Consider the following 23,099-nt stretch of genomic DNA (forward strand, 5'->3'; position numbering starts at 1 on the left):
TAGATGCATGGGTGACGCTCCTCTCATGAATTGGATTAACTTACCTTTTTGACAAAAGAGTTATAAACCCTTTTTTATAGAAAAAAAAACTTCCCGCACTTAAGCAGGAAGTCCTAAGTAGTAACCAAATCTGCAGGAATTTTCGGCGAAACCGGCTTGTTTCTCTAAAATCGCTAGAAAAACCTGCAGATTTGCATCTTTTTTCGCATACGCTCGTGAACCGGCTTAAATACCTGCAGATCTGCAGGAACTACACGGTGTAAGAGGAGCAAAGGAGATGATCATCACAAAAACCCCCGTCCCTCGGATTTGCTCCGGTAGACAAGGGGCTTTTTCAGCGGAATCAGCGGAAAAGTGGAACCGTGGACTCCCTGACAACCAGCTCCGCAGGGAAGGTTTTATGGGCATGCGTCGTCTTTTTATGGATCAGATCGAACAGGATTTTGATCGTCTCTTCGGCGATTTCTTCGACCGGCTGGCGGATCGTGGTGATCGACGGATTATAGTAATAGGCGATATCCAGCCCGTCGAAGCCGGCTACCGAATAATCACCGGGAACCGATTTGCCGCTCTCGAAGATCGCCTTGCAGGCGCCCACGGCCAAGCTGTCCGACACGGCAAACAGCGCGGTGAAATCCTCCCCGGAGGCAAGCAGTTCCTTGGTAACGACGTAACCGTTCTCCATGGAATAGCTTTCGATGTCTTCTTTCATAGAAAACACCAGCTTGTCATTCACTTGCAGACCGTGATCCTCCAACGCCTTCTTGTATCCTTCATACCGGAGTTTTCCGATGCTCACGTCATCCATGGACGCCGTAAGGATGGCGATTTGCCGGTGTCCCAGCTTGCACAGATAATCCACCATCTTATAGCTTTCTTTGAAGTCATCGACCGAAACGGAGGAATATTCGTGCGGATCGTACTCCGCGGCCATACCAATCGTGCTCAGCACGAAAGGAACCGTCAACTGCTCCAGCTTCTCCTTCGCATGCGAAAAATTACCGCCGAGAAAGACGATCCCTTTTAACCGCTTCTCCTTCTCCAACTCAATCGCCACATCGATCTCATCCTGGTTTTCGTCTACCCGTTGAAGGATGAAAGAGTACTTCTTGCGCTGAATTTCTTTCTCAAACACCTGAATCATCCGGTTGAAAAAAGGGTTGGTAATCCCCTTGATCAGCACGGCGATCGTCTTGGAAGCGGAACGCTTCAAATTCCGGGCGCTGTTGTTCGGAACGTAATGATTCTCTTTGATGACCTTCATAATCATCGCTTTCGTCTCTTCGCTGATATCGGGATGATTATTTATGGCCCGGGAAACCGTCGTCACGCCAACCCCACACATCTTCGCGATATCGATAATTGTCATTGAAGCCATATCCGATCTTCCCTTACTCCGTAATCTGTCTTCTAAAAATATATCAATACCGGTAACTGAAGACAAGAGGATCTATATAGAGTAAGGTTTTTAAATGAAATATAAAATAATATCATAATTCGAGGATTTTTAATATGCTAAAAATGTTTAAAAATCAGGAAGCAGGGGGGGAATAGGAACGTTACAAGCTTTTGAGGCCTTGGGACTCATCAACAAGGTTTACAACCGCTACAAGGGGAAATACGTCTACCGTCAGCTTCAGCTGTTTGTATGGCAGGATGAGGGCGTGTCGATGAACCACAAGAAGGTGATGCGTCTATGCAAACTCTCGGACTTCTAGCTAGAATTCGCCGGAGAAGCCGGTTTAACATGCAGTATAAGGCTGAAGAGCGTGTGGCTGAGAATCTCCTAAAACGCGACTTTAAAACTCAATATCGGGTAGGCAAGCGCTGGCTATATCTTTCTGCCGTAAAAGACTTTATTCAATAATGAAATTTTCGCTTACCAGTTCGGTGAGCGTAATGACAATGAACTTGTTCTGCAGACATTCGCAAAGACTTTTGCCAAACATAAAGATGTGACGGACTCGTCGTTCACAGTGACCAGGGATTCCAGTACACGTCTCATGCATACCACGACACGCGGCCAAAGGTTGGCGCCCAAATCAGCATGTCTCGTCAAGAAAATTGTCTAAATAACGCCTCAATGGAGAGCTTCTTCTCGCATCTCAAGACGGAAGCGCTCTAATCTTATGATATCCGAAGGTCTTCTGAAGCACAAAGCCGAATCGAAGTATATATACAATTTTATAACCAACGACGACCACAGCATGAATTAAATAAACTGACGCTGGTAGAGTACCGGCGTCAGTTTATAGCCTAGGTGTTTTTTTCAGTGTCTACTAAATTGGGGCTTGACCAAATTACAGCAATTACAGGAGTTCTTTTTAAAAATATATTATACAAGCTCATGGTAGGAATGAGTAAGTTTGGTATCCGACATCAATGCCTAGGTTATTATAGTTTACTTTAACAACTACAACATCCCCGGTGGCTTTAGTAATTTCGCAATTACCACGATAATAATCACGTGTAAAAACAACTGAAGCTTGTACAACATCAAATTGTGGTCGACCGCTAGCATTTGTAAACTTTGTATATGTCAGGTCTACATAACCTATTAATTCACCTGTTATTTTGCTATAAACTTCTTTAGATTGAATATATGAAGAACTACTTGTTGCCGCTGCTATCTTAGGAGTAGAGTAATCAGAATTAGATGCAAATGCTGCTGTCCCCATCGAGCAAACAAAAATTACAGTTATTAAGGCTGAAATAAATAATTTGCTTTTTTTCATAATATATACCTCCTCTAAAAATAAGTAATAGTATAAGACTTTTTATGACTCTACTTTAAAAAACCATAGAATGCCCCCCTTTTTAATAGTTATATAGATATATCATCGAAAACATTACCGGTATCATTTTCGGTAACGTTTTCGATTATAGAATACCATGTAACTCCTCGTAAGTAAATATTTTCTATTTGTAAAAAAATAATTTAAATTTTCAATTTACTGTTTCTGAAAGATTAACTACATTGAATGTTTTTGAAAAGAACAATTAAATCTCCCCCACTAAGAAGGTATCTATAAATGTAAGACGCTCTCTCAATATTTTCACATCTATGAATCTACCATATCCACTAACCAAAAATAATCCGAGAGAAGAGATGTCGTTGAGAAACCAAAACTATTTCGCAAACTACCTGACCTTATCTGGCTGTTGATTTAGTTCGGGTGGGTTGTCAAGGTTACTACCGCTACAAGCCCATGCCATTCTTACCCTGATCGAGCATCCTATTCTTAGGGTAAAGTCTTCTGGAAATCTGGCTCCTGACAAGTAGTAGCCAGAGTAGAAAACCGAGCATTTTACCGCTGATTAACACAATATCCATCCCAATGTGCGTGTCATCCTTCAGTTGGAAGGTCAACCCGAAACGTCGGAAAATACGTCAAAAGAATAAGTAACTCTGCCTTGGCTACCGAAGCCAGCGAAACCCCAGTGAAGTAAAAAAACAGAAGATATTCCTATCCAAGTCTCTATTGAACCTTAAGGTCAATTGCCAGTGCAATAAGGTATTGAATGGCTTCAAAATCATATTTCCCGCATATCAATATAAAATTTGTTTGAGCTTTCAAAAATATTAAAAAAGCAGATTCCCTGCACTGTCAGAGAATCTGCTTGAGAGACTGCTTTAAATATAATAACTACACGCCCAACCAACGTTTGAACATATGCTTGGTCGTCGCTTTGTTCATTTCGGCGATGGAGGTCGTCAACGGGATGCCCTTCGGACAAGCGCGTACGCAGTTCTGCGAGTTGCCGCAGCCTTCGATGCCCCCGTCCTCCATCAGCGCCTCCAGCCGTTCCTCGGCGTTCATTTCGCCGGTTGGGTGCGCGTTGAACAAGCGCACCTGGGAAATCGCGGCCGGGCCGATAAAATCGGTCTTCTCGTTGACGTTCGGGCACGCCTCCAGGCAGACCCCGCAGGTCATGCACTTGGACAGCTCGTAAGCCCACTGGCGTTTCTTCTCCGCCATACGCGGCCCCGGCCCCAGATCGTACGTGCCGTCGATGGGAATCCAGGCCTTCACGCGCTTCAGCGCATTGAACATCCGGCTACGGTCAATGACCAGGTCGCGAACGACCGGGAAGGTCCGCATCGGTTCGACCCGGATCGGCTGCTCCAGGTTGTCGACCAGCGCGGCGCATGCCTGCCGCGGCTTGCCGTTGATCACCATGGAGCAGGCTCCGCACACTTCTTCCAGACAGTTGGACTCCCAGCAGACGGGAGCGGTCGATTCTCCCTTCACGTTGACCGGGTTCCGCTGAATTTCCATCAAAGCGCTGATCACGTTCATGCCGGGACGGTAATCCAGTTCGAATTCTTCCGTATAAGATGCGGAGTTCGGGTCATCCTGGCGTGTAATGATGAACTTGACTCTTTTCGCTGTTAATTTCGGTTCCGCTGTAGCCATGGTTTCTCCCCTCCTATTTATCCTTCGAGTAATCGCGAATCCGCGGCGGAATCAGCGAGACGTCCACTTCTTCATAGGAAATCTGCGGTCCGTCCGGCGTCCAAGCCGCCTTGGTCGTCTTGAGAAACTCCTCGTCATTCCGCGTCGGGAAATCCGGCTTGTAGTGCGCGCCGCGGCTTTCGTTGCGCAGCAGCGCCCCCAGCGTCATCGCTTCGGCCAGCTCCAGCATGTTCCACAGCTGACGGGTAAATGAGGCGCCGGTATTGTTCCAACGGGACGTATCGTTGATGTTGATGTTTTTGTAACGCTGCTTCAGTTCCTTGATTTTGCCGATCGTCGCTTCCAGTTTGCTATTGTAGCGGACCACCGTCATATTGTCGGTCATCCACTCGCCAAGCTCTTTGTGAAGCACGTACGGATTCTCCGTGCCGTTCATGGCCAGCAGCCCCTCGTACTTCTCCTCCTGTTGTTTGCGGTAGCGGTCGTAAACCGCCGGATTGATGTCTTCCGCCGACTTCTTCAGGCCGCGGATGTATTCCACCGCCTTCGGTCCGGCCACCATCCCGCCGTAAATGGCGGACACCAGGGAGTTGGCGCCGAGCCGGTTCGCCCCGTGGTACTGATACTCGCATTCCCCCGCCGCAAACAGGCCGGGAATGTTGGTCATCTGGTTATAATCCACCCACATGCCGCCCATGGAATAATGGACCGCCGGGAAAATTTTCATCGGAATTTTGCGCGGATCGTCGCCCATGAATTTTTCATAGATTTCAATGATGCCGCCGAGCTTCACGTCCAGCTCCTTCGGGTCTTTGTGGGAAAGGTCGAGATATACCATGTTCTCCCCGTTGATCCCCAGCTTCATATCGACGCACACGTGGAAAATTTCCCGCGTGGCGATATCGCGCGGCACCAGATTGCCGTAAGCCGGGTATTTTTCCTCGAGGAAGTACCAAGGCTTCCCGTCCTTGTACGTCCAGATTCGGCCGCCTTCCCCGCGCGCGGATTCGGACATCAGCCGGAGCTTGTCGTCCCCCGGAATCGCCGTCGGGTGAATTTGGATAAACTCGCCGTTCGCGTAATGGACGCCCTGTTGGTATACGGCGCTGGCCGCCGTTCCCGTATTGATAACCGAGTTGGTCGTTTTGCCGAAAATGATCCCGGGGCCGCCCGTCGCCAAAATCACCGCGTCGGAAGCGAACGTGACGACTTCCATGGAGCGCAGGTTTTGGGCGCAAATGCCGCGGCAAGCTCCTTCGTCGTCCAGCACCGCGGACAAGAACTCCCAGTTCTCGTACTTGGTCACGAGACCTTCGGCTTCATAGCGCCGTACCTGTTCGTCCAGCGCGTACAGGAGCTGCTGCCCCGTCGTCGCTCCCGCGAACGCGGTCCGGTGATGCTTCGTTCCTCCGAAACGGCGGAAGTCCAGCAGACCCTCCGGCGTCCGGTTAAACATGACTCCCATGCGGTCCATGAGGTGGATGATGCCCGGGGCCGCCTCGCACATCGCTTTGACCGGCGGCTGGTTGGCGAGAAAATCGCCCCCGTAGACCGTATCGTCGAAGTGCTCCCAAGGGGAGTCGCCTTCGCCTTTGGTGTTGACGGCTCCGTTAATCCCGCCTTGGGCGCAAACGGAGTGGGATCTTTTGACCGGAACGAGCGAGAACAGTTGAACCTGTACTCCGGCTTCGGCCGCCTTGATCGTGGCCATGAGCCCCGCCAGACCGCCGCCGACGATAATGATGCTTTGTTTAGCCATCTCTATTTCAACTCCTAAACGTAGTGTATAGCGTGATTTTTTTAGCCGATCAAGATTCTGAACGTTTCCAGCAGCGCGGTGCCTTCAGCCTGGAACTCCGACCCGCGGAACGCAAACATCGACCAGGTGAACAACACGGCCGTGATGACGAACAACCCCATGCAGATATAGGAGGAGACCCGCTGTGCCCGCGGTCCGACCGTAATTCCCCAGCTGACCATGAACGACCACAATCCGTTCGCGAAATGGAATGCCGAGGCGATGACGCCGATCAAATACAGTACGAAAAACACCGGGGTGGTCAAAATATGATGCATGACGCCGCCCAGTTCCTCGTGTGTCACATTGCCGAGCGCCACCTGAACCCGGGTTTCGTACAGATGCCAAATCACGAAGACAAACACGATAACCCCCGTCACCCGCTGAAGCAGGTAGCGCAGGTTCCGTTCATTCGGGAACCGCTTGTTGTTCGGCTTCGCCTGAAACGCGATGTACATGCCGTACACCCCGTGATACAGAAGGGGAAGCCAAATCCCGAAGGTTTCCAATACGATCACCAGCGGCAAGCCGTTCAAGAAAGCGACCGAATCCTTAAACCCTTGCGGCCCGCCCTCTACGGCGGAAAAGTTCGTCAGCATGTGTTCCAGAATAAAAAAGCCGAGCGGAATGACACCCAGAAGCGAGTGCAGTTTTCTGGAATAAAACCCTTTCATAAGTCCATATACCCCTTTCCCGTTTCCAACGTTCCTCAATTCTCATTCAATTTCGTCATGCTTCGACTGCTGGACGTATATGATAAATTACACGTTATTGCAGCCGATTCCCCTTGTTACAAAAGTAACATGTGAACAACTTGTGTCACTTTTCATGTTACTCCTTTTTATCTTATAATGGAATTGCAATATACTTATTAATTGTTATAACTTTTTCGCATAAGAGGAGGAAAGCGGCAATGCTGGAAGATTTGCTGGTTTTCACAACGGTCGTCGAACAATCCAGCCTGAACAAAGCGTCCAAACTGCTGAATTTGTCTCAGCCCGCCCTGTCCCGAAAAATCACCAAACTGGAGGAAGAATGGGGCGTATCCTTGTTTACGCGAAAAGGAAAACGGCTCGAGTTGACCCGCGTCGGGCACGAGGCATACATCTATGCCCTGGAGCAGCGTCAGCGACATCAAAATTTCCTCCGGTCCGTCTCCCGCTTCAAGGCTTCCGAACGCAGCGTCGTTACGCTCGGGGCGAGTCTGACGACCATCCAAACGACGCTTCCGCCGCTCGTCAAAGCCCTGATGGAGAAGTTTCCCGACATCGAGCTTAAGCTTGTAACCGGCAAGACGCATGAGATTGTGGCTCACATCCGCGACCGCAAGGTCGATTTGGGCGTGGTCGCCTCCTCCATCAGCGAAGCGGGCCTCCGCTGCATCCCGCTGTTTCAGGATCATCTGGAGCTCGTCGTCCCCCGGGGACACGAATTGGCCGAAAACCGCCACCCCGGCATGGAGGATCTGAACGGACGGTCCATGATCGTCTTTTCGAAGGGGACCTGGTACCGGAAACTGATCGACGATTTGTTCGGCCGCTACGGGATCATCCCCGACATCCGCATGGAAATCGACTCGTTCGAAGCGATCGTCCGGCTGCTGCCTACCTGCAAGGCCGCGGCGTTGCTGCCCAAATCGTATCTCCGCAAGCAGATGCTGCAGGATAACGGGCTCGTCTCGCTTCAAATGAAAGAATTGGACCAGACCCGGCGGGAAACCTGCCTGGTATACGGCGACAAATCCGAGCTAAGCATGGAAACGCAAGAGTGGATTTCGAAGATCAAAGAAAGCGTCGTGGAAACCCTCGCCTTGTAGTCGCATGCGTGAGTGCTGTGTGGCGTGCGCTGTGTGCGTGCGCTGTATGGCGTGCGATGTGTGCGTGGGCTGTATGGGTGCGCTGTATGGCGTGCGTTGTGTCGTGTGGGTTGTGGCATAGGCTGTATGGCGTGCGCTGTGGGGCGTGACCACTTGATGTGCGGCTTTGCGTGGATAAGCCGAGAGATTAACGGAGCGGGAGAAAAGCCGAAGAAAGCAAGCATGGCCGATAGGAAGCCTGCGGGGCTGGTCCCCCGTCAGACAACCTTGATAATCTAGAATTCCTGCAAATATGCATGTTTTTTTCTTGTTCGGGGTCAAAATTTCAAAATACCTGCGATTCTGCAGGAATTTTCGACGGAATCGGCTCGTCTCTCTTCAATCACGAGAAATTCCTGCAGATTTGCATCTTTTTTGCGCGTCCCCTCGTGGATCGGCCGAAATACCTGCAAATTTGCATCTTTTTGGAGTTGAAAGTGTTGGAAGGGTTGAAAGTGTTGGAAGTACGCTAGGCTCCTTAATCACCGTGGGCTAAATACGATTGGTATATAACGGGAAAGGCTCCGGGTAATTGCCCAGCAAACGCTCATCCCCCTGTTTTAGCCCTTCGGGGCCCGGTTCGCATCCTTCCGGCTACCCCCGAGTCGAGTACGGTATGGCCGCGGCTTCCTCCCGGACCTCCAATCCCAGCTTTCGCGCCACCCATGCGGTCGTGCTGGCTTGAACGACGATGGTCAGGACGATCGCCATGAACGTTATCGCCGATATAATTCCGGCATGCGGCAACCCCATGCCGACGATCATCCCGGACAGCGCGGCCGGAATGACGCCGGTCTCGCGGACCCAGCACATAAACAGCAGCTCCCGCCAACTCCATCGTACGCCCCGATCCGGCAGGGCACAGAGCAGCACCGTTAGCGGCCGGGCCACAAACATGAGCACCAGAACGGCCCCGAGGCTTGGCCAGAAATAATGGCCGAGCGTTCCGAAATCAACCTGACTCCCCAGCAGTACGAAAATTAGCATACGCATCATGACGGTCGTATTTTCGGCAAATGACCCGACCTCCAGCTGTTTATCGCTCATGGATAAGCGGAACAGTTCGGAGTTCCCCCAGATCAACCCGGCGACAAATGTAGCCATAAATCCGCTGACATGCAAAAGGTCGGCTACAAGGTAGCTGGACAAGGCGCAGACGATCATTACGATCGTCGTGTACTCCCTGACAAGGCCATATTTCACATGTGCCGTAAAAAAAGTCAGCACACCGGAGACCACCAGTCCGACGGCGATCCCGCCGAGTGAGGTCGTTAGAAACGCCCCGGCCATCCCGGCAAAATCCAGAGTGCCGGTTCCTGCGGCCGCGGCCAGCAAAGCAAACGTGACGATCGAGCCCGTCGCATCATTAAAGGCTGACTCGCTCTCCACCGTTTCCCGCACGCGCTCCTTGATCTTGACCTGCTTGAACACGGGGATGATCGAAGCCGGATCCGTGGAGGCGATGACCGCCGCCGCCAAGAAGGCGAGGGTCCAATCGACGCCGAACAGAACGTGAACGCCCAGGCCGACGACAAGGACGGAAATCAGCACACCCAGTACGCTCAGCATAGTCAGAGTGATCCAAACCTTTCGCAGTCCGCCCAGATTCAGATTTCTCCCGCCATCGAACAAGATCAGCACGGAACCGACCGTCAAAATAAGCTGATTGATCAGCGAGCCGCTGGATTCGTGAATCAAACCGAAACCGGGCCCCATGAGCATACCGGCCGCGATAAACACGGCGACGTCGGGCAGCTTGAGCAGGGAGGCCAGCTTCCCCGCCGCCATCCCTATACTGATTACAACTATGACTAAGATAAGAAAATGCCGGATCGCTTCCGTCGCCGCCGATTCCATGCCAATTCACACTCCAGATTATGCGTAATCTCTGTACCTTATAAAAAAGGAATTAGTCGTTAATGACAGCTTCGAATTCCTCGATGTTCTTGTTGGCACCGATAATGACCATAATATCGCCGGCGGCCAAATAATCCATCGCCGTCGGGGCGATGATGATGCCGCTTTCCCGGTGGATCGCCACGATGCTGCAGCCGAACTTAGCACGCGGATTCAACTCGCCCACATTTTTTCCATTCAGACACTCGGGCACTTTCAATTCCACGATGCTGAACTCCTTGGACAGCTCGAGATAATCGAGCAGGTTGGGGGTCACAAGTTGATGGGCTACGCGAATCCCCATATCGCGCTCCGGAAAAATCACCCGGTCCACCCCCAGTTTTTCCAAGGCCCGGCCGTGCAATACCGAAATTGCTTTGGCTACGACCGTTTTGATGCCAAGATCCTTCAGAAGAATCGCGCTCAATATACTCATCTGAATGTCGTTGCCAATGGCGACGATCCCGCAGTCAAAGTTGCGTACGCCGAGGGATTTCAACACTTCCTCATCGGTGGCGTCGGCAACCACGGCATGCGTCAACAGATGGCTCCATTCTTCGACGACGTCTTCATTCCGGTCTATGCCCAATACCTCGTACCCGAGTTCCATCAGCTCCAGCGCCAGACTGGAGCCGAAGCGTCCCAATCCGATCACGACAAACTGCTGTGTCTTCATCTTTTCTTTCCCCTTATCCGATAATCATTTTGCCTTCAGGGTGTCTGTATAGTTCTTTACCCTTCTTCGGCCCCAGTGCATAAGCCAAGGTCAGCGGTCCGAGCCGACCGGCGAACATCGTAAAACTGATGAGAATCTTACCCAGGACGGTAAGTTTTCCGGTCAGGCCCATCGTCAGACCTACCGTGCTGAATGCCGAAGTCGTCTCAAACAGGATGCTCAGAAAGCTCGCGTCCTCCGTGGTAGACAACACCATGGCCACCGCGATGACCAGAAACAGCGCCAGCATCGTGATCGTCACGGCCTTAAAAATACGCTCTTGGGCCAGCCGATACCGGAACAGCACGAGATCCGAACGACCGCGGATCATGGAGATCACCGCGCCCACAAGAATCGTGAACGTCGTCGTCTTGATGCCGCCCCCCGTCGAACTCGGAGACGCGCCGATAAACATGAGAATAATGATAAAAAACTGGGTGGCCTGCCGCAGCGCGCCGATATCCAGCGTATTGGCCCCCGCCGTTCTCGGCGTCACCGACTGGAAGAAGGAGGCCCAGAACTTCCCTCCCCACCCCAACGGCTCGAGCGTTCTCGGGTTGGTAAATTCGAACACGAATATCACCACAGCCCCGATCACGATCAAAGCGCCGGTCATCGAGAGCACGACTTTGGTATGCAGTGAGAATTTGCGGCGGCTTCGAAACTCGATCAAGTCCGACAGCACAATAAAGCCGATCCCTCCCGATACGATCAGAAACATCGCCACGAAGTTGACGATCGGGTCGTTAACGTACTGGGTGAGGCTCCGGTATTCCCCGAACAGATCGAACCCGGCGTTGTTGAACATGGAGACGCCATGGAAAATTCCGTAATAAATCGCCCGTCCGAGCGGCATATCGAAAGCCCAGCGAATCGCGAAAACGAGGGCGGCGCCGGACTCGATAATCAGCGAGTACAACAGAACTTTGCGAATTAGCCGGACGATGCCTTCCATCGTGTTCTGGTTCATCGCCTCCTGAAGCAGCAGCCGGTCCTTCAGCGAGATTTTACGTTTGAACACTAAGGAGAATAATGTGGCCATCGTCATGAACCCCAGCCCCCCCACCTGAATCAGCAGCATGATGACCACCTGTCCGAACGTGGAGAAATAAGCGCCCGTGTCCACGACCACTAGCCCGGTCACACAGGTTGCCGAAGTCGCCGTAAAAAATGCATCAATCCAGGGGAGCGTTTGCCCGGTCACACTGGAAATCGGCAGCATCAGCAGAAAAGACCCGAACAGGATGATGGCCGCGAAGCCCAGCACCAGAATCTGCGGCGGTGAAAACTTAAACCAGTTGGAACGCAAAGGCGGTTCACCTCGTTTGTGTATTGGCCAAAAATGAAAAAAAGAAAAAAGCACTGGAAATCCAATGCCTTTTGATTGGTCCCTGCAGCAAAGGCCTACGAGGTTAGCTGACGGATTCGGGCTTGCTAGGTCTGCCCTATTCGCCTTTCGCACCAAGCGGTCCGCTTGCTGCCGGCGAAATTCACCCCTAAAGATCGGTTCCCCCGTTTTCAATTGAAATTCGGCCAACATATTAGTTTCATTATTTTTCATTTCATTTTCGTCAAATGGATTATAAGCCTTATTCGAGCGTACTACAAAGTGATAATTGGATGAAATAATGCGATAAACCCTCAAAAGGGAGGAAACAGGCTTCCGGGTGTCGTCTTATCTAAGCCTTGCTTTTCTTTGCCGTCGTTATTGCGGTTTCTCATGTTTTCCCCCGCTTCTGTGGCGAAGAACCGCCCCCTGTGTTATCTTTTACAGTGACAATCGATTTGTTCTGTCATACGGATTCAAAAAAATCAAAAAGGAGTTTTGACATGTATTCCGACCCAAAACCGCAGCGCCGGATGAAGACCGGAACCTTGTGGGGACTTGCCGCTCTGGGATTAGTCTTGTTTGTCCTGCTCCAAATCCTCCCCTCAACGGCTTCCGAAACCCTGCAGTTGGAACAATCGGCACAAGTGCTCACCAAGGAGCAGGCCAAGGCGGCGGCCTTTAAGTTTGCGGAGGACGAACTGGGGCTTTCTCCCGGACCAGACGCTGTCGTCACTTATCAAACCCAATCCGACGTATACGGATATTTGGCCAAAGAAAAATTAACGGACGATTATCTCCAAAAATATGAAAAGCAATTTCCTTATGATGTGTTCCGCGTTTACTTCAGCCTGTCAGAAGAAGGATGGGACGGGGTCACCATCGACGTACATATGACGACGGGGAAGGCGGTCGGCTTCAAAAAAATCCCGGCGACCGATTTGCTTGTCCCGCCGGATGAATTGCTGAGCAGCCAAGGGCTCGCGCTCAACCTGGACGAGAAAATCAAGCTGGCCGAGCCCTATCTTAAAGCTCTCGGCTATGGAGAGCAAGGTTCCCCTGCCGTCAAGGAAACCGCCTCCGGCCTCCGGTTAACGTTTCAAGAATACAACATCGGCGATGCCGGAGCCCGGTTGGATATCCGTTACAAAGACGGGCAGGTTGCCGAGATCGTCGGCTCTTTTGAGGTGCCGCAAAGCTATACGGATTACGTGAAGCGGCAGAAAACGATCGCCAATTGGCTGACCTATGCGGGGTATGCCTTGTTCACGTTCGTGCTCGGGATTCTGGCCATTGTATACAGCGCCCTTACGCGGGCCTTTACTTCCTTTAAACGCGGGATCGCGCTCGCTGCCGTCTATTTTCTGATTTCGATGGGCTCGGCTTTGAATATGCTGCCGTATCTGGAATCGGAAGGGGTTAACGGCACGCTCCTGATGTTCGGATTCGTTGTTCAGGGACTCGTCACGCTGATCCTGGCCTCGTCGATCTACTTCTCGCTCGTCGGCGGCGACGGACTCTGGCGCAAGCAGGGGATCAATCTGTGGGCAAGAGCCAAAGAGCGCGGATACGGGCGGCATGTGCTGTCATCCATGGCGGACGGCTACGCCTGGGCCTTGATCCTGCTCGGTGTGCAATCGGTCATCTTCTTCATCCTGGAACGCACGATTCATACGTGGTCCACCACCGATGCTACCCAGTCGCCTTATAATATGCTTTATCCGGCCCTGCTCCCGCTGCTGGCTTGGGTGGCCGGCATCGGCGAGGAAGCGGTTTACCGGTTGTTCGGCATCCCGATGCTGAAGAAAATGTTCCGCAGCACGCTTGCCGCCAGCATCATCACCACGTTGATCTGGGCCTTCGGCCATACGCTGTATCCGATCTATCCGGTGATTTCCCGGCCGATCGAGCTGTTGTTCATCGGCTTGCTGTTCAGCTATATTTTCCTGAGATACGGTTTTATCGCCGTCATGTTCGCCCATGTCGTCTTCGACAGCATTCTCATGTCGCTCAGCGTCATGTTTATGGGCGGAACTTTAAACATGGTGTCCGGTTTGTTCTTTATTGTTCTCCCGGCCCTCGTGGCTTATGTGGTTTATCTGTTCAACCCTCCGGGCAAAGAGCGGCCTTCCGCTCCTGCAACCATAAAAGAGGAGCCGCTATAGCGACTCCTCATCCCGAAGGGCTTGAATGATTTGATGGGCGAGCTTGTCGCCGATGGAAAGAGGCCGGAAGTCTTCGACGGAGGCCTCTTTTATTTTTTTGAGCGAACCGAAGTGCTTAAGCAGCGCTTTCCGCCGCTTCTCCCCGATGCCGGGAATGGCGTCCAGCTTCGAGACGACCATCGATTTGCCGCGCTGCTCCCGATGGAACGAGATCGCGAAGCGATGGACCTCGTCCTGAATCCGCTGCAGCAGATAGAACTCCTGGCTGTCGCGCGGCAGATGGACCGGCTCGGGCGGCTCGCCCACCATGAGCTGGGCCGTCCGGTGCTTGGCGTCCTTAACCAGACCGCCCACCGGAATAAACAGGCCGAGCTCGTTCTCCAGCACGTCGATCGCCGCGGAAATCTGCCCTCTGCCGCCGTCCACGATAATGAGGTCGGGCTGGGGCAGATTTTCCTTCAGGACGCGCTCGTACCGGCGGCGAATAACCTCGCGCATCGTTTCATAATCGTCCGGACCCTGAACGGTCCGGATTTTGTATTTCCGGTATTCCTTTTTGGCCGGTTTCCCGTCGATAAAAACCACCATGGCGGATACCGGGTTCGTCCCCTGGATATTCGAGTTATCGAACGCCTCGATCCGCGACAGCCGCTCTAGACCGACCGCCTGGCCGAGGTTCATGGCCGCTCCCATGGTGCGCTCCTCGTCCCGCTCGATCAGGCGGAACTTCTCTTCCAGCGCCACGCGCGCGTTCTCTTCCGCCATCGTCACCATCTGACGCTTGAGCCCGCGCTGCGGAACGAGCGTCTTCACGCCGAGCCATTCCTGCAGGGCGGTGGCCCCGCTGGCCGCATCCAACAGCGTTTCCGCGCCGCCTTCGCCATCGTCCGGGGCGCTTCTCCGCGTCCCGGTTTCCTCTCCGGCGTCCGCGGACTCCGCCTTGTCGGGAAGCAGAATTTCTTTGGGCAGCGCCGGGTTATCGCTGTAATACTGCGTCACGTAGGACAGAAAATCGCTGTACGCCTCCCCGTAAAAAGGAAACACCGACGCATGGCGCTCGATCATTTTCCCCTGGCGCATATAAAGAATTTGCACGCACATCCAGCCTTTGTCCACCGCATATCCGAATACGTCGCGGTCCTTGGCGTCGGCCGTGGTGATCTTCTGCTTTTCCATCAGGGCGTCGATATTCTGAATCTGGTCCCGCAATTCCTTGGCCCGTTCAAAATACAGTTCCTCCGCGGCCTCATGCATTTTCCGCTCCAAGTCTTTGCGGATTTCCTCATGACCGCCGCTTAAGAACGAAGTGATCTCTTGCGTCATCTTCTCATATTCCGATTGCGGAACTTCTTTTTCACAGGGCGCCAGACACTGGCCCATATGGTAATACAGGCAAACTTCCTTCGGCATGACGTTGCATTTGCGCAGCGGATACATCCGGTCAAGCAGCTTCTTGGTTTGTTGGGCCGCATAAGCGTTCGGATACGGGCCGAAGTATTTGGCTTTATCTTTAACCACCCGGCGGGTGACTTCCAGACGCGGATGGGTTTCATTCGTTATTTTGATATAAGGAAACGTCTTGTCGTCTTTTAGCAGTACGTTATAACGCGGATAATGGGTTTTGATCAGGTTGCACTCCAGAATGAGCGCCTCCATGTTGCTGCCGGTCACAATGTATTCAAAGTCCCGGATTTCGGAAACCAGACGCTGGGTCTTGCCGTCATGGCTCCCGGTAAAATAGGAACGGACCCGGTTCTTCAGCACCTTCGCCTTGCCGACATAGATAATCTTCCCGTCTTTGTTCTTCATCAAGTAACAGCCGGGCAAATCCGGCAGCAAAGCGAGCTTATGGCGGATGTTCTCCATCGCCTTCTCCCTGTCCTGTTCCCGCTCCTTCTCCTGCTCCGGAGCCTCATTCGATACGGAATCCATGCTTTAAAGCCTCCTCCCCCACATGGAACAAATTGCCTACTTCTACGCAGAAAGCGCCCCCGGGACATGCCGGAGGCGCAGACCAAGCGTTCAAGGATGAATTCTTCTTGACCTTATTGATGTTTGGCGATCAGATTCTTCAGCGTGTCCTTCGGATTCAAGCCCACGACTTTATCCACGGGTTGACCGTCCTTGAAGAGAATCAAGGTAGGAATGCTCATCACGCCGAAACGGGAAGCGGACTCGGGATTTTCGTCCACATTGACCTTGGCGATTTTAACGGAATCGCCTACTTCCCCGTCCAATTCCTCTAGGATCGGAGCGATCATTTTGCAAGGACCGCACCAAGGAGCCCAGAAGTCCACCAATACGACGCCTTGCCCTTCGACTTCGTTATTGAAAGTTTGATCGGATACGTTAACAATTGCCATTTGCAATCTCCTCCTTATATTTGTGTCCGGTAGTCACAGCGGCTTCCGAACAAATTTGTCAGAATGGTTAGCACAATAAAATCTCCGCACCAAACAGGCGTGCGTGTTGTCAATTATACCACATTTTTTTAGTAAAAGAAAAATCGTAATGAAGACGCCTTCTTTACAAATTTCAAGGCGATTGGTTATACTAATAATAACCCAAAAACGGATTGTCTATGATGTTTATTATTGACAACGAGTTTATTTTGCGAGGAGGCCTCGTCGCCATGGATGCAAATACGCATGTGAACGATCCCCGGGAGCATATCAATGAAGAACCCCGCAACGATCTTTTCGATCTGATGAACGGTTTCTTCGGCATGCTCACGTTTATGGCCGTCGTGTTCTTCGGTATGGTCATCGTGAAATTTATTGCCGGCTAACAGCGCGTAAGAACGAACAGAGCCGGGTTCTCCTTTGGATGGAGAGCCCGGCTCTTCGTTATATAGTTAATCGCGACCGCGTTTATTCGTTCCTCTGACGGTGACGACGTCCACAAACGGGGCGATCCGGTCCATCAGCCGCTGACCCTTGTGCAGCTCCTCGCCGTCTTTGCTGGTGAAGCTAAGATGTTTCTCGAGTACGCTTAAGGAATAGTTCGAGGTGTAGAACGTGGGCTTGCGGTTCATCCGATAATTCAAAATCGAGCCCATCACATGGTCCCGCACCCAGGGATTCAAATTTTCCGCTCCGATATCGTCAAATATCAGCAAATCCGCCTGCTTCATCACTTCGGTCGTCTCTTTCAACTTCTGGCTGTCCTGCAGCATGGACTTCAAATCCTCCACGAATTCGGGCATATAGACGATCACGCCGGAATAGCCTTCCTTCGCCAGTTCATGCAGCAAATAACACATCAAAAAGGTCTTGCCCGTACCGAAATGACCTTCCAGGTACAGCCCTCTCGTTTTCAGGCCCGACTCTTTCGTCTCGTTGATATATTTAAACACCTGGCTCACGGCCGGAGCCCGCATACTGTCTTTGGCCATAATCTCGACTTCGTCGTACCCTTGCTGCAGAGCTCTCTCATCGACATAAAAACTGTGAATCCGTTTCTTGACGGAAACTTCATGCTCGTGACGAAGCTGTTTCGGGCAGGGGACCTGATGGTCCACCAGCTGGGGGCCGGCCCCGATCCGCTCGACGGTTAGTTTGGTGAAATGTCCGGGAAAATCGTTCGGGCAGCGCTCCAGCCCCGGGCAATTCGCACACCGCCGGCTGTCGTTCACATATTGATACAGCTTGGCCATCCCGCGAATCAGGTCTTCTTCCTGCAGTTCGGGATGACGGATGCATAAATCCCGCACCAAAGGTTCGTTCAGCATCCTTGCGTTTAATTCCTCCGACCGGCGCCGCAACTGCGGATTTTTGATCTGCGACAGCAATTCCCCGAGGGATTCCATGGTTGTTCACCTTCTTCCTTCCGTGAGTTTTAAACACATACAGCTCCCGCGATAATAAACGAGGGGAGTCTGGTACACTATCAGCCATTGTAGCAGGAGAAAACTATCATTTGGAGTGAGATTCTCGATAAGTACGCTGTCTCATGTCCGCAGACATCCGAATCGTATTGGGCACAGGGGCTTTCAATGTGCCTAGTGCACTTGCACTTCCAACATTTCGGAATTCTTCCGGCTCCAAAAGATGCAAATCTGCAGGTTTTTAGACCGATTTCCGAGGAATGCGAAAAAAAGATGCAAATCTGCAGGCTTTTCTAGCGATTTTAGAGAAACGAGCCGGTTTCGCCGGAAATTCATGCAGATTTGCAGGAATTTTGAAATTTGTGTTCCGAACAAGAAAAAAACATGCAGATTTGCAGGAATTCGATGATTCGATGTTATCAAGCTTGTCTGGTGAGACAACCGATAACCTGGCGCGATTACCCCTTCTTCTTGCTCGCCTTCATTTGTTCGGCCATTTTCAATAGCTCGGCAAATTCCTCTTCCGATACGGCCTGTTCCGCCCCCGTACTCTGGACGATGGGAATGTCCGGCTTCGGCTTGCCTCCGCGGCTTCCATAAGCTCTTCCGCGGCCTCCGGCGGCTGCGGCGGACGAAGCGGCGGCTTTATCCTTCACCTTCGCCTGATCGCGAATATACTGCACCGCTTTCTCGTAGGTGTCGATTTGTTTCAACAACATATTCGAGGCGATCGCATCGACAAAATTGCGGTTGATCCGCTGTTCTCCTCCCGACGTCAGCAGGGACATCAGATAATGGATCAGCACGTTGATGACTTCGCCCGGCAGCTTGTAGTTCAAATCGATTTTCTCGAAAATATCGAGCAGGTTATCGGGAACCGCCCCGGGGAAAAAGGTCTTCAGCAGGCGGGTGTAAGGCTCGTTCCTCAGCATCATATTGTACTGATGCACATCGCATTTGCTCTGAAACTGCGGCGGAACTTCCACATAGTACTCCATCTGCACGGCGACTTCCTCCTGGGCGTGCACCGCTTCGGAGCCTTTCAGCTCTTCGCCGCGCAGGCTTACCACCTTGGCGAAGGCCACCTCCCGTTCCTCCCGGCGGCGTTTGCCTTGCCGGAAATGCAGGTTGGCCTTATGCTGAAGCTCATCCAGCAGCAAATTGCCGCTCACGGGGTCGAAGACCCCGTCTTCATCCAGCAGGCGGGACAAATCCTGCACGCTGAGGTCGTATTTGTGGGCGACGTAATTGACGACGCCCATCCCCTCGGGATCAAACCGAAGCTTCTCCACATAGGCGCGGTTGATGGACTCCCGCGGAAAACGCAGGATGATATCGGCGTAATTGATCGCCGCTTCCTCCTCGACGGCCTTAAGGCCGGGCTGTCTCGCGATGGACGTCTCCGCGATCGCCTGCTCCAGTTCATAATCTATCGAATGGGCGTTCAGTTCAAAAATTTCATAGAACGGAACGGAAATATTTTCTTTGTTGTAAGTCAGGCCGTACATGTCGCCGGGCTCCATGCGGAAGAAACGCTCCCGTAGGGACAACACCGCGAACTTGCCGATTTTGTCGCGCAGCAGCAGCGTCAGGTGCTGGGTCCGGAAAAATTCGGCCGGGGACAGCGGAGCCTGAAGCTCGTATTCATACAGATAATCGTCGCTGTCCGGTATGTACAGACGGCTTGTTTGCAGCAATCCGACCGCTTCCAGCTTGGAAGCCTGCTCGATCAAACACGCGCGCCCTTTATCACCGGGTTCCAGGCCCATCGTCAAAAAAAGGCCCCTCTGCTGCTCCACCGCAGAGTACCCCACTTGATCGATCGGAACCTGCTCCGCCAGCAGCCGGTAGAACGCGATGGCCAGCGCTCCGACCATCGGCTGGTAAATCAATCCGAGCATTTTATCATCCACGGGACTGAGAGAGAAGTCACGGTAAACGCAATATCGGTGATTTTCGGTAAAATGCAGCATGTTGTTCATGCGCACGGCTTCATCGCTCCTTCCCTGTTCTCGTACTTTGAGACTTTTTCTATTCTATCATAAATCGGGACGACCCGAATCGTTAAAACTTTACAAAAAACGCGAAAAAATCCCCTCCTTCACCTCGGCAGGCGGGCATGCTTTCTTTTTGGCTAATTCTAGCGAATTGTCCATCGAACCAAAAAAGCTCCGGGCCGAAGCCCGGAGCCTACTTGCGGTCCAATTCCGCAAGAATGGACTTAAAACATTTTATATCCGCCCAAACGCAGCTTGCGGATCGTCCACCCGCTCAAAATCGCGCCCGCCAATCCCGCCAAGGCGGTCAGATAATCGACGAGCCGGAAGGAGGCCAGATACGCCCCGAAGGTCTGATCATGCTCCCAAAGGCTGTACACCACGATCGGCAGAATGACTAGAATGAAGATATATGCAGGAAACCAGGTTGTTTTCATTAGCATATTTAAAATAAATCCGATGCCGAACATCATAACAAAGAACAGAACCATCAGCACCAATACAATGAGCCAACCCACCTATGTTCCCACCCTTTCAGAATCGCACTATAATTTAGATCACATCTTTAAGAACTAGTAGATAGTTTACTAAAAAATATGTTGCGAATCAATGAACTTTCCCTAAAACCACACGGAATTCGTTTGCCCCGCTCCTCCACGTTAGGATACAATAAAGAAAGTGCATCCGGTTTTTTAGATGATGAACAATTTGACGATACAGGAGTGATCCCATATGAATGAAGCCGCCTTGACTTTGGAGGGATGGTACGCCTTACACGATTTTCGTTCCATCGATTGGTCGGCCTGGAAAGCGGCGGATGACGAGGAACGGGCGGGTGCGCTGGAGGACCTGCACCAATTCCTTCAGGATTGGAATGCTTTTGAACAAGAGGGGAAAGGCAGCACGGCGGTGTATTCCATCGTCGGTCAGAAAGCCGATTTCGTCTTTATGCATCTGCGCGAGACGTTGGAGGAATTGAACGCGCTGGAGAACGCTTTTAACAAGACGACGTTCGCCCAGTATACGACGAAAGCCTATTCTTACGTCAGCATCGTGGAGTTGAGCAATTACATGGGTTCGGGGGACGGCGATCCGAAAGCAAATCCGGAGGTAATGGCCCGTCTGCAGCCGATCTTGCCGAAATCGAAGCATATCTGCTTCTACCCGATGAACAAGAAGCGCGACCTGAGCGATAACTGGTACATGTTGTCCATGGAAGAGCGGCGGAGCATGATGCGCAGCCACGGAATGATCGGACGCGGGTACGCCGGTAAAGTCAAACAAATCATTACCGGCTCCGTCGGACTGGATGATTGGGAGTGGGGCGTCACCTTGTTCTCTGACGATGCCCTGCATTTCAAGAAACTGGTTTATGAAATGCGTTTCGACGAAGTCAGCGCCCGATTCGGCGAATTCGGCTCTTTCTATGTCGGCAATCTGTTGAACGAGCAGCGGTTTGAAGAGATGCTGAAACTGTAATTTAACACGAAGAAGCGCGAGCCGCGGGATCTCCCGCCCGGCTCGCGCTTTTTAACGTTAACCTCTACTCGTCGTCATCATCCTGCTGCTTCCGCAGGGACTCCAGAAACTCCGCCGTGGCCCGGTCCCGGTCCCGGCTCTTCTCCTTCAACCGCTCGATCGCCGGAAGAATCAAAATATCCACTTCCCGCTGTACGGTATAGGCCAGATCATATTTCCCCTGGGATTCCAGGTAAGAACCTACCTCCATCAGGGCGTTATACCGCTCGAGCTCGTCCCGCGTCAGCAAGCCCCTGACTTGTACGCTGCAGTGGCGCATGTTACAGGAATCTGCCTTTCTTCAGAACGAGGGGGATGCCCCCGATCGTGAACAGATAGCGGATATCCACCAGCTTCTTGAGCTGCGCGGCCACCCAGCCTTTGTACTTCTTACCGAAAGCGGAGGCGATGGCCTCGCCTTTACCCAAAGAAGCTACCGTTCCTTTGTTGCTGAAGACGAATTTCTTCATCTCCTTGCCGCGAATCGCCGAGACGACGTTCTGCGCGCAGGTGACTCCCTGCTGCATGGCGATTTGGGCTGTCGGCGGATAAGGGCGGCCCTCCGGGTTAAACATCAGCGAATTGTCGCCGATAATAAAGACATTATCGTAACCGGGGGCACGCAGATAATCGTCTACCTTGACCCGGCCTCTCGCCGTTTCGAATCCGGCGGCTTCCACCAGCCGGTTTCCGCGGATGCCTCCGGTCCAGATGACCGTGGCGGATTTGATTTCTTCGCCGGTGGCCAGCAATACGCCGTCCGGCGTGCATTCCTTGATGGCGACGCCGATCTTGAACTGTACGCCCTTCTTGCGCAGCACATCCATCGCATAGTCGACCAGTTCCGGATCAAATCCCGGGAGGACGGTAGGCGCCGCTTCCACGTTATACACGTTCACCATATTCGGGTCGACGTCATATTCCTTGCACAGCTTAGGGATCCGGTCCGCCAGTTCGGCCACGAACTCGATGCCGCTGAATCCGGCGCCGCCGACCACGAAGTTCAAGCGGTCCGTGCGGCTTTCGTCCGCTTTAAACAGCGCGAACTGGTACTCGATATGCTGCCGGATGAGACGTACGGAGTTGATGCTCCGGATCGTCATGGCGTATTCGGACAGTCCCGGAATGCCGAAGGACTCCGGCTCGCCGCCAAGAGCGATCACCAAATAATCATAGGACAGGGTCCCGTCCTGGAGAACAACCTTTTTGTCCGACAAACGAATTTCCTGAACATTCGATTTGACAAGGTCGATCTTGAATTCGTCGATCAGCTTGGAGATCGAAACGCGCGTATGCTCGATCGAATCCGTCCCCGCGGCAGGCATATGTAGATGGGTCGTGAAGTAATGGTAATCATGCCGGTTGACGAGAGTGACGTCGGCCTCATTGTAATTTAGTTCTTTCTGCAGCCTCTGTGCTGTCAAAATGCCGCCATAACCCGCTCCAAGTATGACGATCTTAGGTATGGTACTCATCTGGCTTGTTCTCCTTCCAGGGTTAAAGCTCTATATTTAGTATTAACACCAAAAACTTCAATGTGAAAATATACACATAAAAAAATAGTCTCTGGTAAAAATAACATAT

General features: G+C 52.1%; 20 protein-coding genes and 1 riboswitch. Of the genes, 5 read left to right on the forward strand and 15 right to left on the reverse strand.

Annotation, left to right across the window (positions count from 1 at the left end):
- Positions 1-343: 343 nt before the first annotated feature.
- On the reverse strand, positions 344-1,378 hold the full coding sequence (locus LBW89_RS17905; RefSeq protein WP_148456882.1) for a LacI family DNA-binding transcriptional regulator: 1,035 nt from the start codon (positions 1,376-1,378) through the stop codon (positions 344-346).
- Between the two features lie 798 nt (positions 1,379-2,176).
- Between LBW89_RS17905 and LBW89_RS27945 the strand changes: the two genes are divergently transcribed.
- On the forward strand, positions 2,177-2,260 hold the full coding sequence (locus tag LBW89_RS27945; protein ID WP_412067010.1) for a hypothetical protein: 84 nt from the start codon (positions 2,177-2,179) through the stop codon (positions 2,258-2,260).
- 85 nt (positions 2,261-2,345) lie between these two features.
- Here the strand turns inward: LBW89_RS27945 and LBW89_RS17915 are convergent, their stop codons facing one another.
- The 4 genes from LBW89_RS17915 to LBW89_RS17930 all read right to left on the reverse strand — a co-directional run bounded on the left by LBW89_RS17915 (position 2,346) and on the right by LBW89_RS17930 (position 6,890).
- A complete protein-coding gene (locus LBW89_RS17915; protein ID WP_148456879.1) occupies positions 2,346-2,735 on the reverse strand; it encodes a hypothetical protein in 390 nt (129 codons plus the stop codon).
- Positions 2,736-3,647: 912 nt separating this feature from the next.
- A complete protein-coding gene (sdhB, locus tag LBW89_RS17920) occupies positions 3,648-4,418 on the reverse strand; it encodes a succinate dehydrogenase iron-sulfur subunit (protein ID WP_148456878.1) in 771 nt (256 codons plus the stop codon).
- 13 nt (positions 4,419-4,431) lie between these two features.
- Positions 4,432-6,177 carry a succinate dehydrogenase flavoprotein subunit gene (gene sdhA, locus LBW89_RS17925; RefSeq protein ID WP_148456877.1) on the reverse strand — a complete coding sequence of 582 codons (1,746 nt, stop codon included), beginning with the start codon at positions 6,175-6,177 and terminating at the stop codon, positions 4,432-4,434.
- A gap of 41 nt (positions 6,178-6,218) precedes the next feature.
- Complete coding sequence (locus LBW89_RS17930; RefSeq protein ID WP_148456876.1) at positions 6,219-6,890, reverse strand: succinate dehydrogenase cytochrome b558 subunit; 672 nt, start codon at positions 6,888-6,890, stop codon at positions 6,219-6,221.
- 239 nt (positions 6,891-7,129) lie between these two features.
- Here LBW89_RS17930 and LBW89_RS17935 point away from each other — a divergent pair, with 239 nt between their 5' ends.
- Positions 7,130-8,032 carry a LysR family transcriptional regulator gene (locus LBW89_RS17935; RefSeq protein ID WP_148456874.1) on the forward strand — a complete coding sequence of 301 codons (903 nt, stop codon included), beginning with the start codon at positions 7,130-7,132 and terminating at the stop codon, positions 8,030-8,032.
- 633 nt (positions 8,033-8,665) lie between these two features.
- On the opposite strand, the gene LBW89_RS17940 is transcribed toward LBW89_RS17935, so the two are convergent.
- The 3 genes from LBW89_RS17940 to LBW89_RS17950 are packed head-to-tail and all read right to left on the reverse strand — an operon-like array spanning position 8,666 to position 11,991.
- Positions 8,666-9,928 carry a cation:proton antiporter gene (locus LBW89_RS17940; protein WP_225039768.1) on the reverse strand — a complete coding sequence of 421 codons (1,263 nt, stop codon included), beginning with the start codon at positions 9,926-9,928 and terminating at the stop codon, positions 8,666-8,668.
- A 52-nt stretch (positions 9,929-9,980) separates the two neighbouring features.
- Positions 9,981-10,643, reverse strand: a complete 663-nt coding sequence (locus LBW89_RS17945) for a potassium channel family protein (RefSeq protein WP_148456870.1) — start codon at positions 10,641-10,643, stop codon at positions 9,981-9,983.
- 13 nt (positions 10,644-10,656) lie between these two features.
- Positions 10,657-11,991, reverse strand: a complete 1,335-nt coding sequence (locus LBW89_RS17950; RefSeq protein WP_225039770.1) for a TrkH family potassium uptake protein — start codon at positions 11,989-11,991, stop codon at positions 10,657-10,659.
- 76 nt (positions 11,992-12,067) lie between these two features.
- A riboswitch (cyclic di-AMP (ydaO/yuaA leader) is annotated at positions 12,068-12,227 on the reverse strand.
- Between the two features lie 285 nt (positions 12,228-12,512).
- On the opposite strand from LBW89_RS17950, the gene LBW89_RS17955 reads away from it, so the two are divergent.
- Positions 12,513-14,174, forward strand: coding sequence for a CPBP family intramembrane glutamic endopeptidase (locus LBW89_RS17955; RefSeq protein WP_225039771.1), 1,662 nt, complete (start codon positions 12,513-12,515; stop codon positions 14,172-14,174).
- Here LBW89_RS17955 and uvrC read toward each other — a convergent pair.
- Entirely contained in the window at positions 14,169-16,106 is a 1,938-nt protein-coding gene (gene uvrC / locus LBW89_RS17960; protein ID WP_318249407.1) for an excinuclease ABC subunit UvrC, read from the reverse strand. The genes LBW89_RS17955 and uvrC overlap by 6 nt on opposite strands.
- Before the next feature lie 113 nt (positions 16,107-16,219).
- Positions 16,220-16,537 (reverse strand): thioredoxin, encoded by a 318-nt coding sequence (trxA, locus tag LBW89_RS17965; protein WP_148456861.1) that lies wholly within the window; start codon positions 16,535-16,537, stop codon positions 16,220-16,222.
- A gap of 269 nt (positions 16,538-16,806) precedes the next feature.
- On the opposite strand from trxA, the gene LBW89_RS17970 reads away from it, so the two are divergent.
- Positions 16,807-16,962, forward strand: a complete 156-nt coding sequence (locus LBW89_RS17970) for a YqzM family protein (RefSeq protein ID WP_148456859.1) — start codon at positions 16,807-16,809, stop codon at positions 16,960-16,962.
- Between the two features lie 66 nt (positions 16,963-17,028).
- On the opposite strand, the gene dnaI is transcribed toward LBW89_RS17970, so the two are convergent.
- The 3 genes from dnaI to LBW89_RS17985 form a co-directional block, all read right to left on the reverse strand.
- Positions 17,029-17,982, reverse strand: coding sequence for a primosomal protein DnaI (gene dnaI, locus LBW89_RS17975; protein ID WP_148456857.1), 954 nt, complete (start codon positions 17,980-17,982; stop codon positions 17,029-17,031).
- Positions 17,983-18,458: 476 nt separating this feature from the next.
- Positions 18,459-19,988 carry a DnaD domain protein gene (locus LBW89_RS17980; RefSeq protein WP_148456855.1) on the reverse strand — a complete coding sequence of 510 codons (1,530 nt, stop codon included), beginning with the start codon at positions 19,986-19,988 and terminating at the stop codon, positions 18,459-18,461.
- A 233-nt stretch (positions 19,989-20,221) separates the two neighbouring features.
- Positions 20,222-20,515, reverse strand: a complete 294-nt coding sequence (locus LBW89_RS17985) for a YuiB family protein (RefSeq protein WP_148456853.1) — start codon at positions 20,513-20,515, stop codon at positions 20,222-20,224.
- Between the two features lie 214 nt (positions 20,516-20,729).
- On the opposite strand from LBW89_RS17985, the gene hemQ reads away from it, so the two are divergent.
- A complete protein-coding gene (gene hemQ / locus LBW89_RS17990) occupies positions 20,730-21,476 on the forward strand; it encodes a hydrogen peroxide-dependent heme synthase (protein WP_148456851.1) in 747 nt (248 codons plus the stop codon).
- 64 nt (positions 21,477-21,540) lie between these two features.
- Here hemQ and LBW89_RS17995 read toward each other — a convergent pair whose 3' ends face one another.
- Together LBW89_RS17995 and LBW89_RS18000 are read right to left on the reverse strand one after the other, a co-directional pair.
- Positions 21,541-21,795 (reverse strand): hypothetical protein, encoded by a 255-nt coding sequence (locus LBW89_RS17995; protein ID WP_148456849.1) that lies wholly within the window; start codon positions 21,793-21,795, stop codon positions 21,541-21,543.
- A 1-nt stretch (position 21,796) separates the two neighbouring features.
- A complete protein-coding gene (locus LBW89_RS18000) occupies positions 21,797-22,990 on the reverse strand; it encodes an NAD(P)/FAD-dependent oxidoreductase (protein ID WP_148456847.1) in 1,194 nt (397 codons plus the stop codon).
- Positions 22,991-23,099 lie beyond the last annotated feature (109 nt).

This window comes from Paenibacillus sp. alder61 (genome assembly GCF_020179875.1).
Classification (GTDB): domain Bacteria; phylum Bacillota; class Bacilli; order Paenibacillales; family Paenibacillaceae; genus Fontibacillus; species Fontibacillus faecis.

Bases quoted from the DNA above. Each gene is read 5' to 3' on its own strand.
- LBW89_RS17995 (WP_148456849.1), bottom strand. From the start codon at position 21,795: ATGCGCCACTGCAGCGTACAAGTCAGGGGCTTGCTGACGCGGGACGAG.
- LBW89_RS17970 (WP_148456859.1), top strand. From the start codon at position 16,807: ATGGATGCAAATACGCATGTGAACGATCCCCGGGAGCATATCAATGAA.
- uvrC (WP_318249407.1), bottom strand. From the start codon at position 16,106: ATGGATTCCGTATCGAATGAGGCTCCGGAGCAGGAGAAGGAGCGGGAA.
- sdhB (WP_148456878.1), bottom strand. From the start codon at position 4,418: ATGGCTACAGCGGAACCGAAATTAACAGCGAAAAGAGTCAAGTTCATC.
- sdhA (WP_148456877.1), bottom strand. From the start codon at position 6,177: ATGGCTAAACAAAGCATCATTATCGTCGGCGGCGGTCTGGCGGGGCTC.
- LBW89_RS17930 (WP_148456876.1), bottom strand. From the start codon at position 6,890: ATGAAAGGGTTTTATTCCAGAAAACTGCACTCGCTTCTGGGTGTCATT.
- hemQ (WP_148456851.1), top strand. From the start codon at position 20,730: ATGAATGAAGCCGCCTTGACTTTGGAGGGATGGTACGCCTTACACGAT.
- dnaI (WP_148456857.1), bottom strand. From the start codon at position 17,982: ATGGAATCCCTCGGGGAATTGCTGTCGCAGATCAAAAATCCGCAGTTG.
- LBW89_RS17905 (WP_148456882.1), bottom strand. From the start codon at position 1,378: ATGGCTTCAATGACAATTATCGATATCGCGAAGATGTGTGGGGTTGGC.
- LBW89_RS17945 (WP_148456870.1), bottom strand. From the start codon at position 10,643: ATGAAGACACAGCAGTTTGTCGTGATCGGATTGGGACGCTTCGGCTCC.
- LBW89_RS17935 (WP_148456874.1), top strand. From the start codon at position 7,130: ATGCTGGAAGATTTGCTGGTTTTCACAACGGTCGTCGAACAATCCAGC.
- LBW89_RS17915 (WP_148456879.1), bottom strand. From the start codon at position 2,735: ATGAAAAAAAGCAAATTATTTATTTCAGCCTTAATAACTGTAATTTTT.
- LBW89_RS17940 (WP_225039768.1), bottom strand. From the start codon at position 9,928: ATGGAATCGGCGGCGACGGAAGCGATCCGGCATTTTCTTATCTTAGTC.
- LBW89_RS18000 (WP_148456847.1), bottom strand. From the start codon at position 22,990: ATGAGTACCATACCTAAGATCGTCATACTTGGAGCGGGTTATGGCGGC.
- LBW89_RS17955 (WP_225039771.1), top strand. From the start codon at position 12,513: ATGTATTCCGACCCAAAACCGCAGCGCCGGATGAAGACCGGAACCTTG.
- trxA (WP_148456861.1), bottom strand. From the start codon at position 16,537: ATGGCAATTGTTAACGTATCCGATCAAACTTTCAATAACGAAGTCGAA.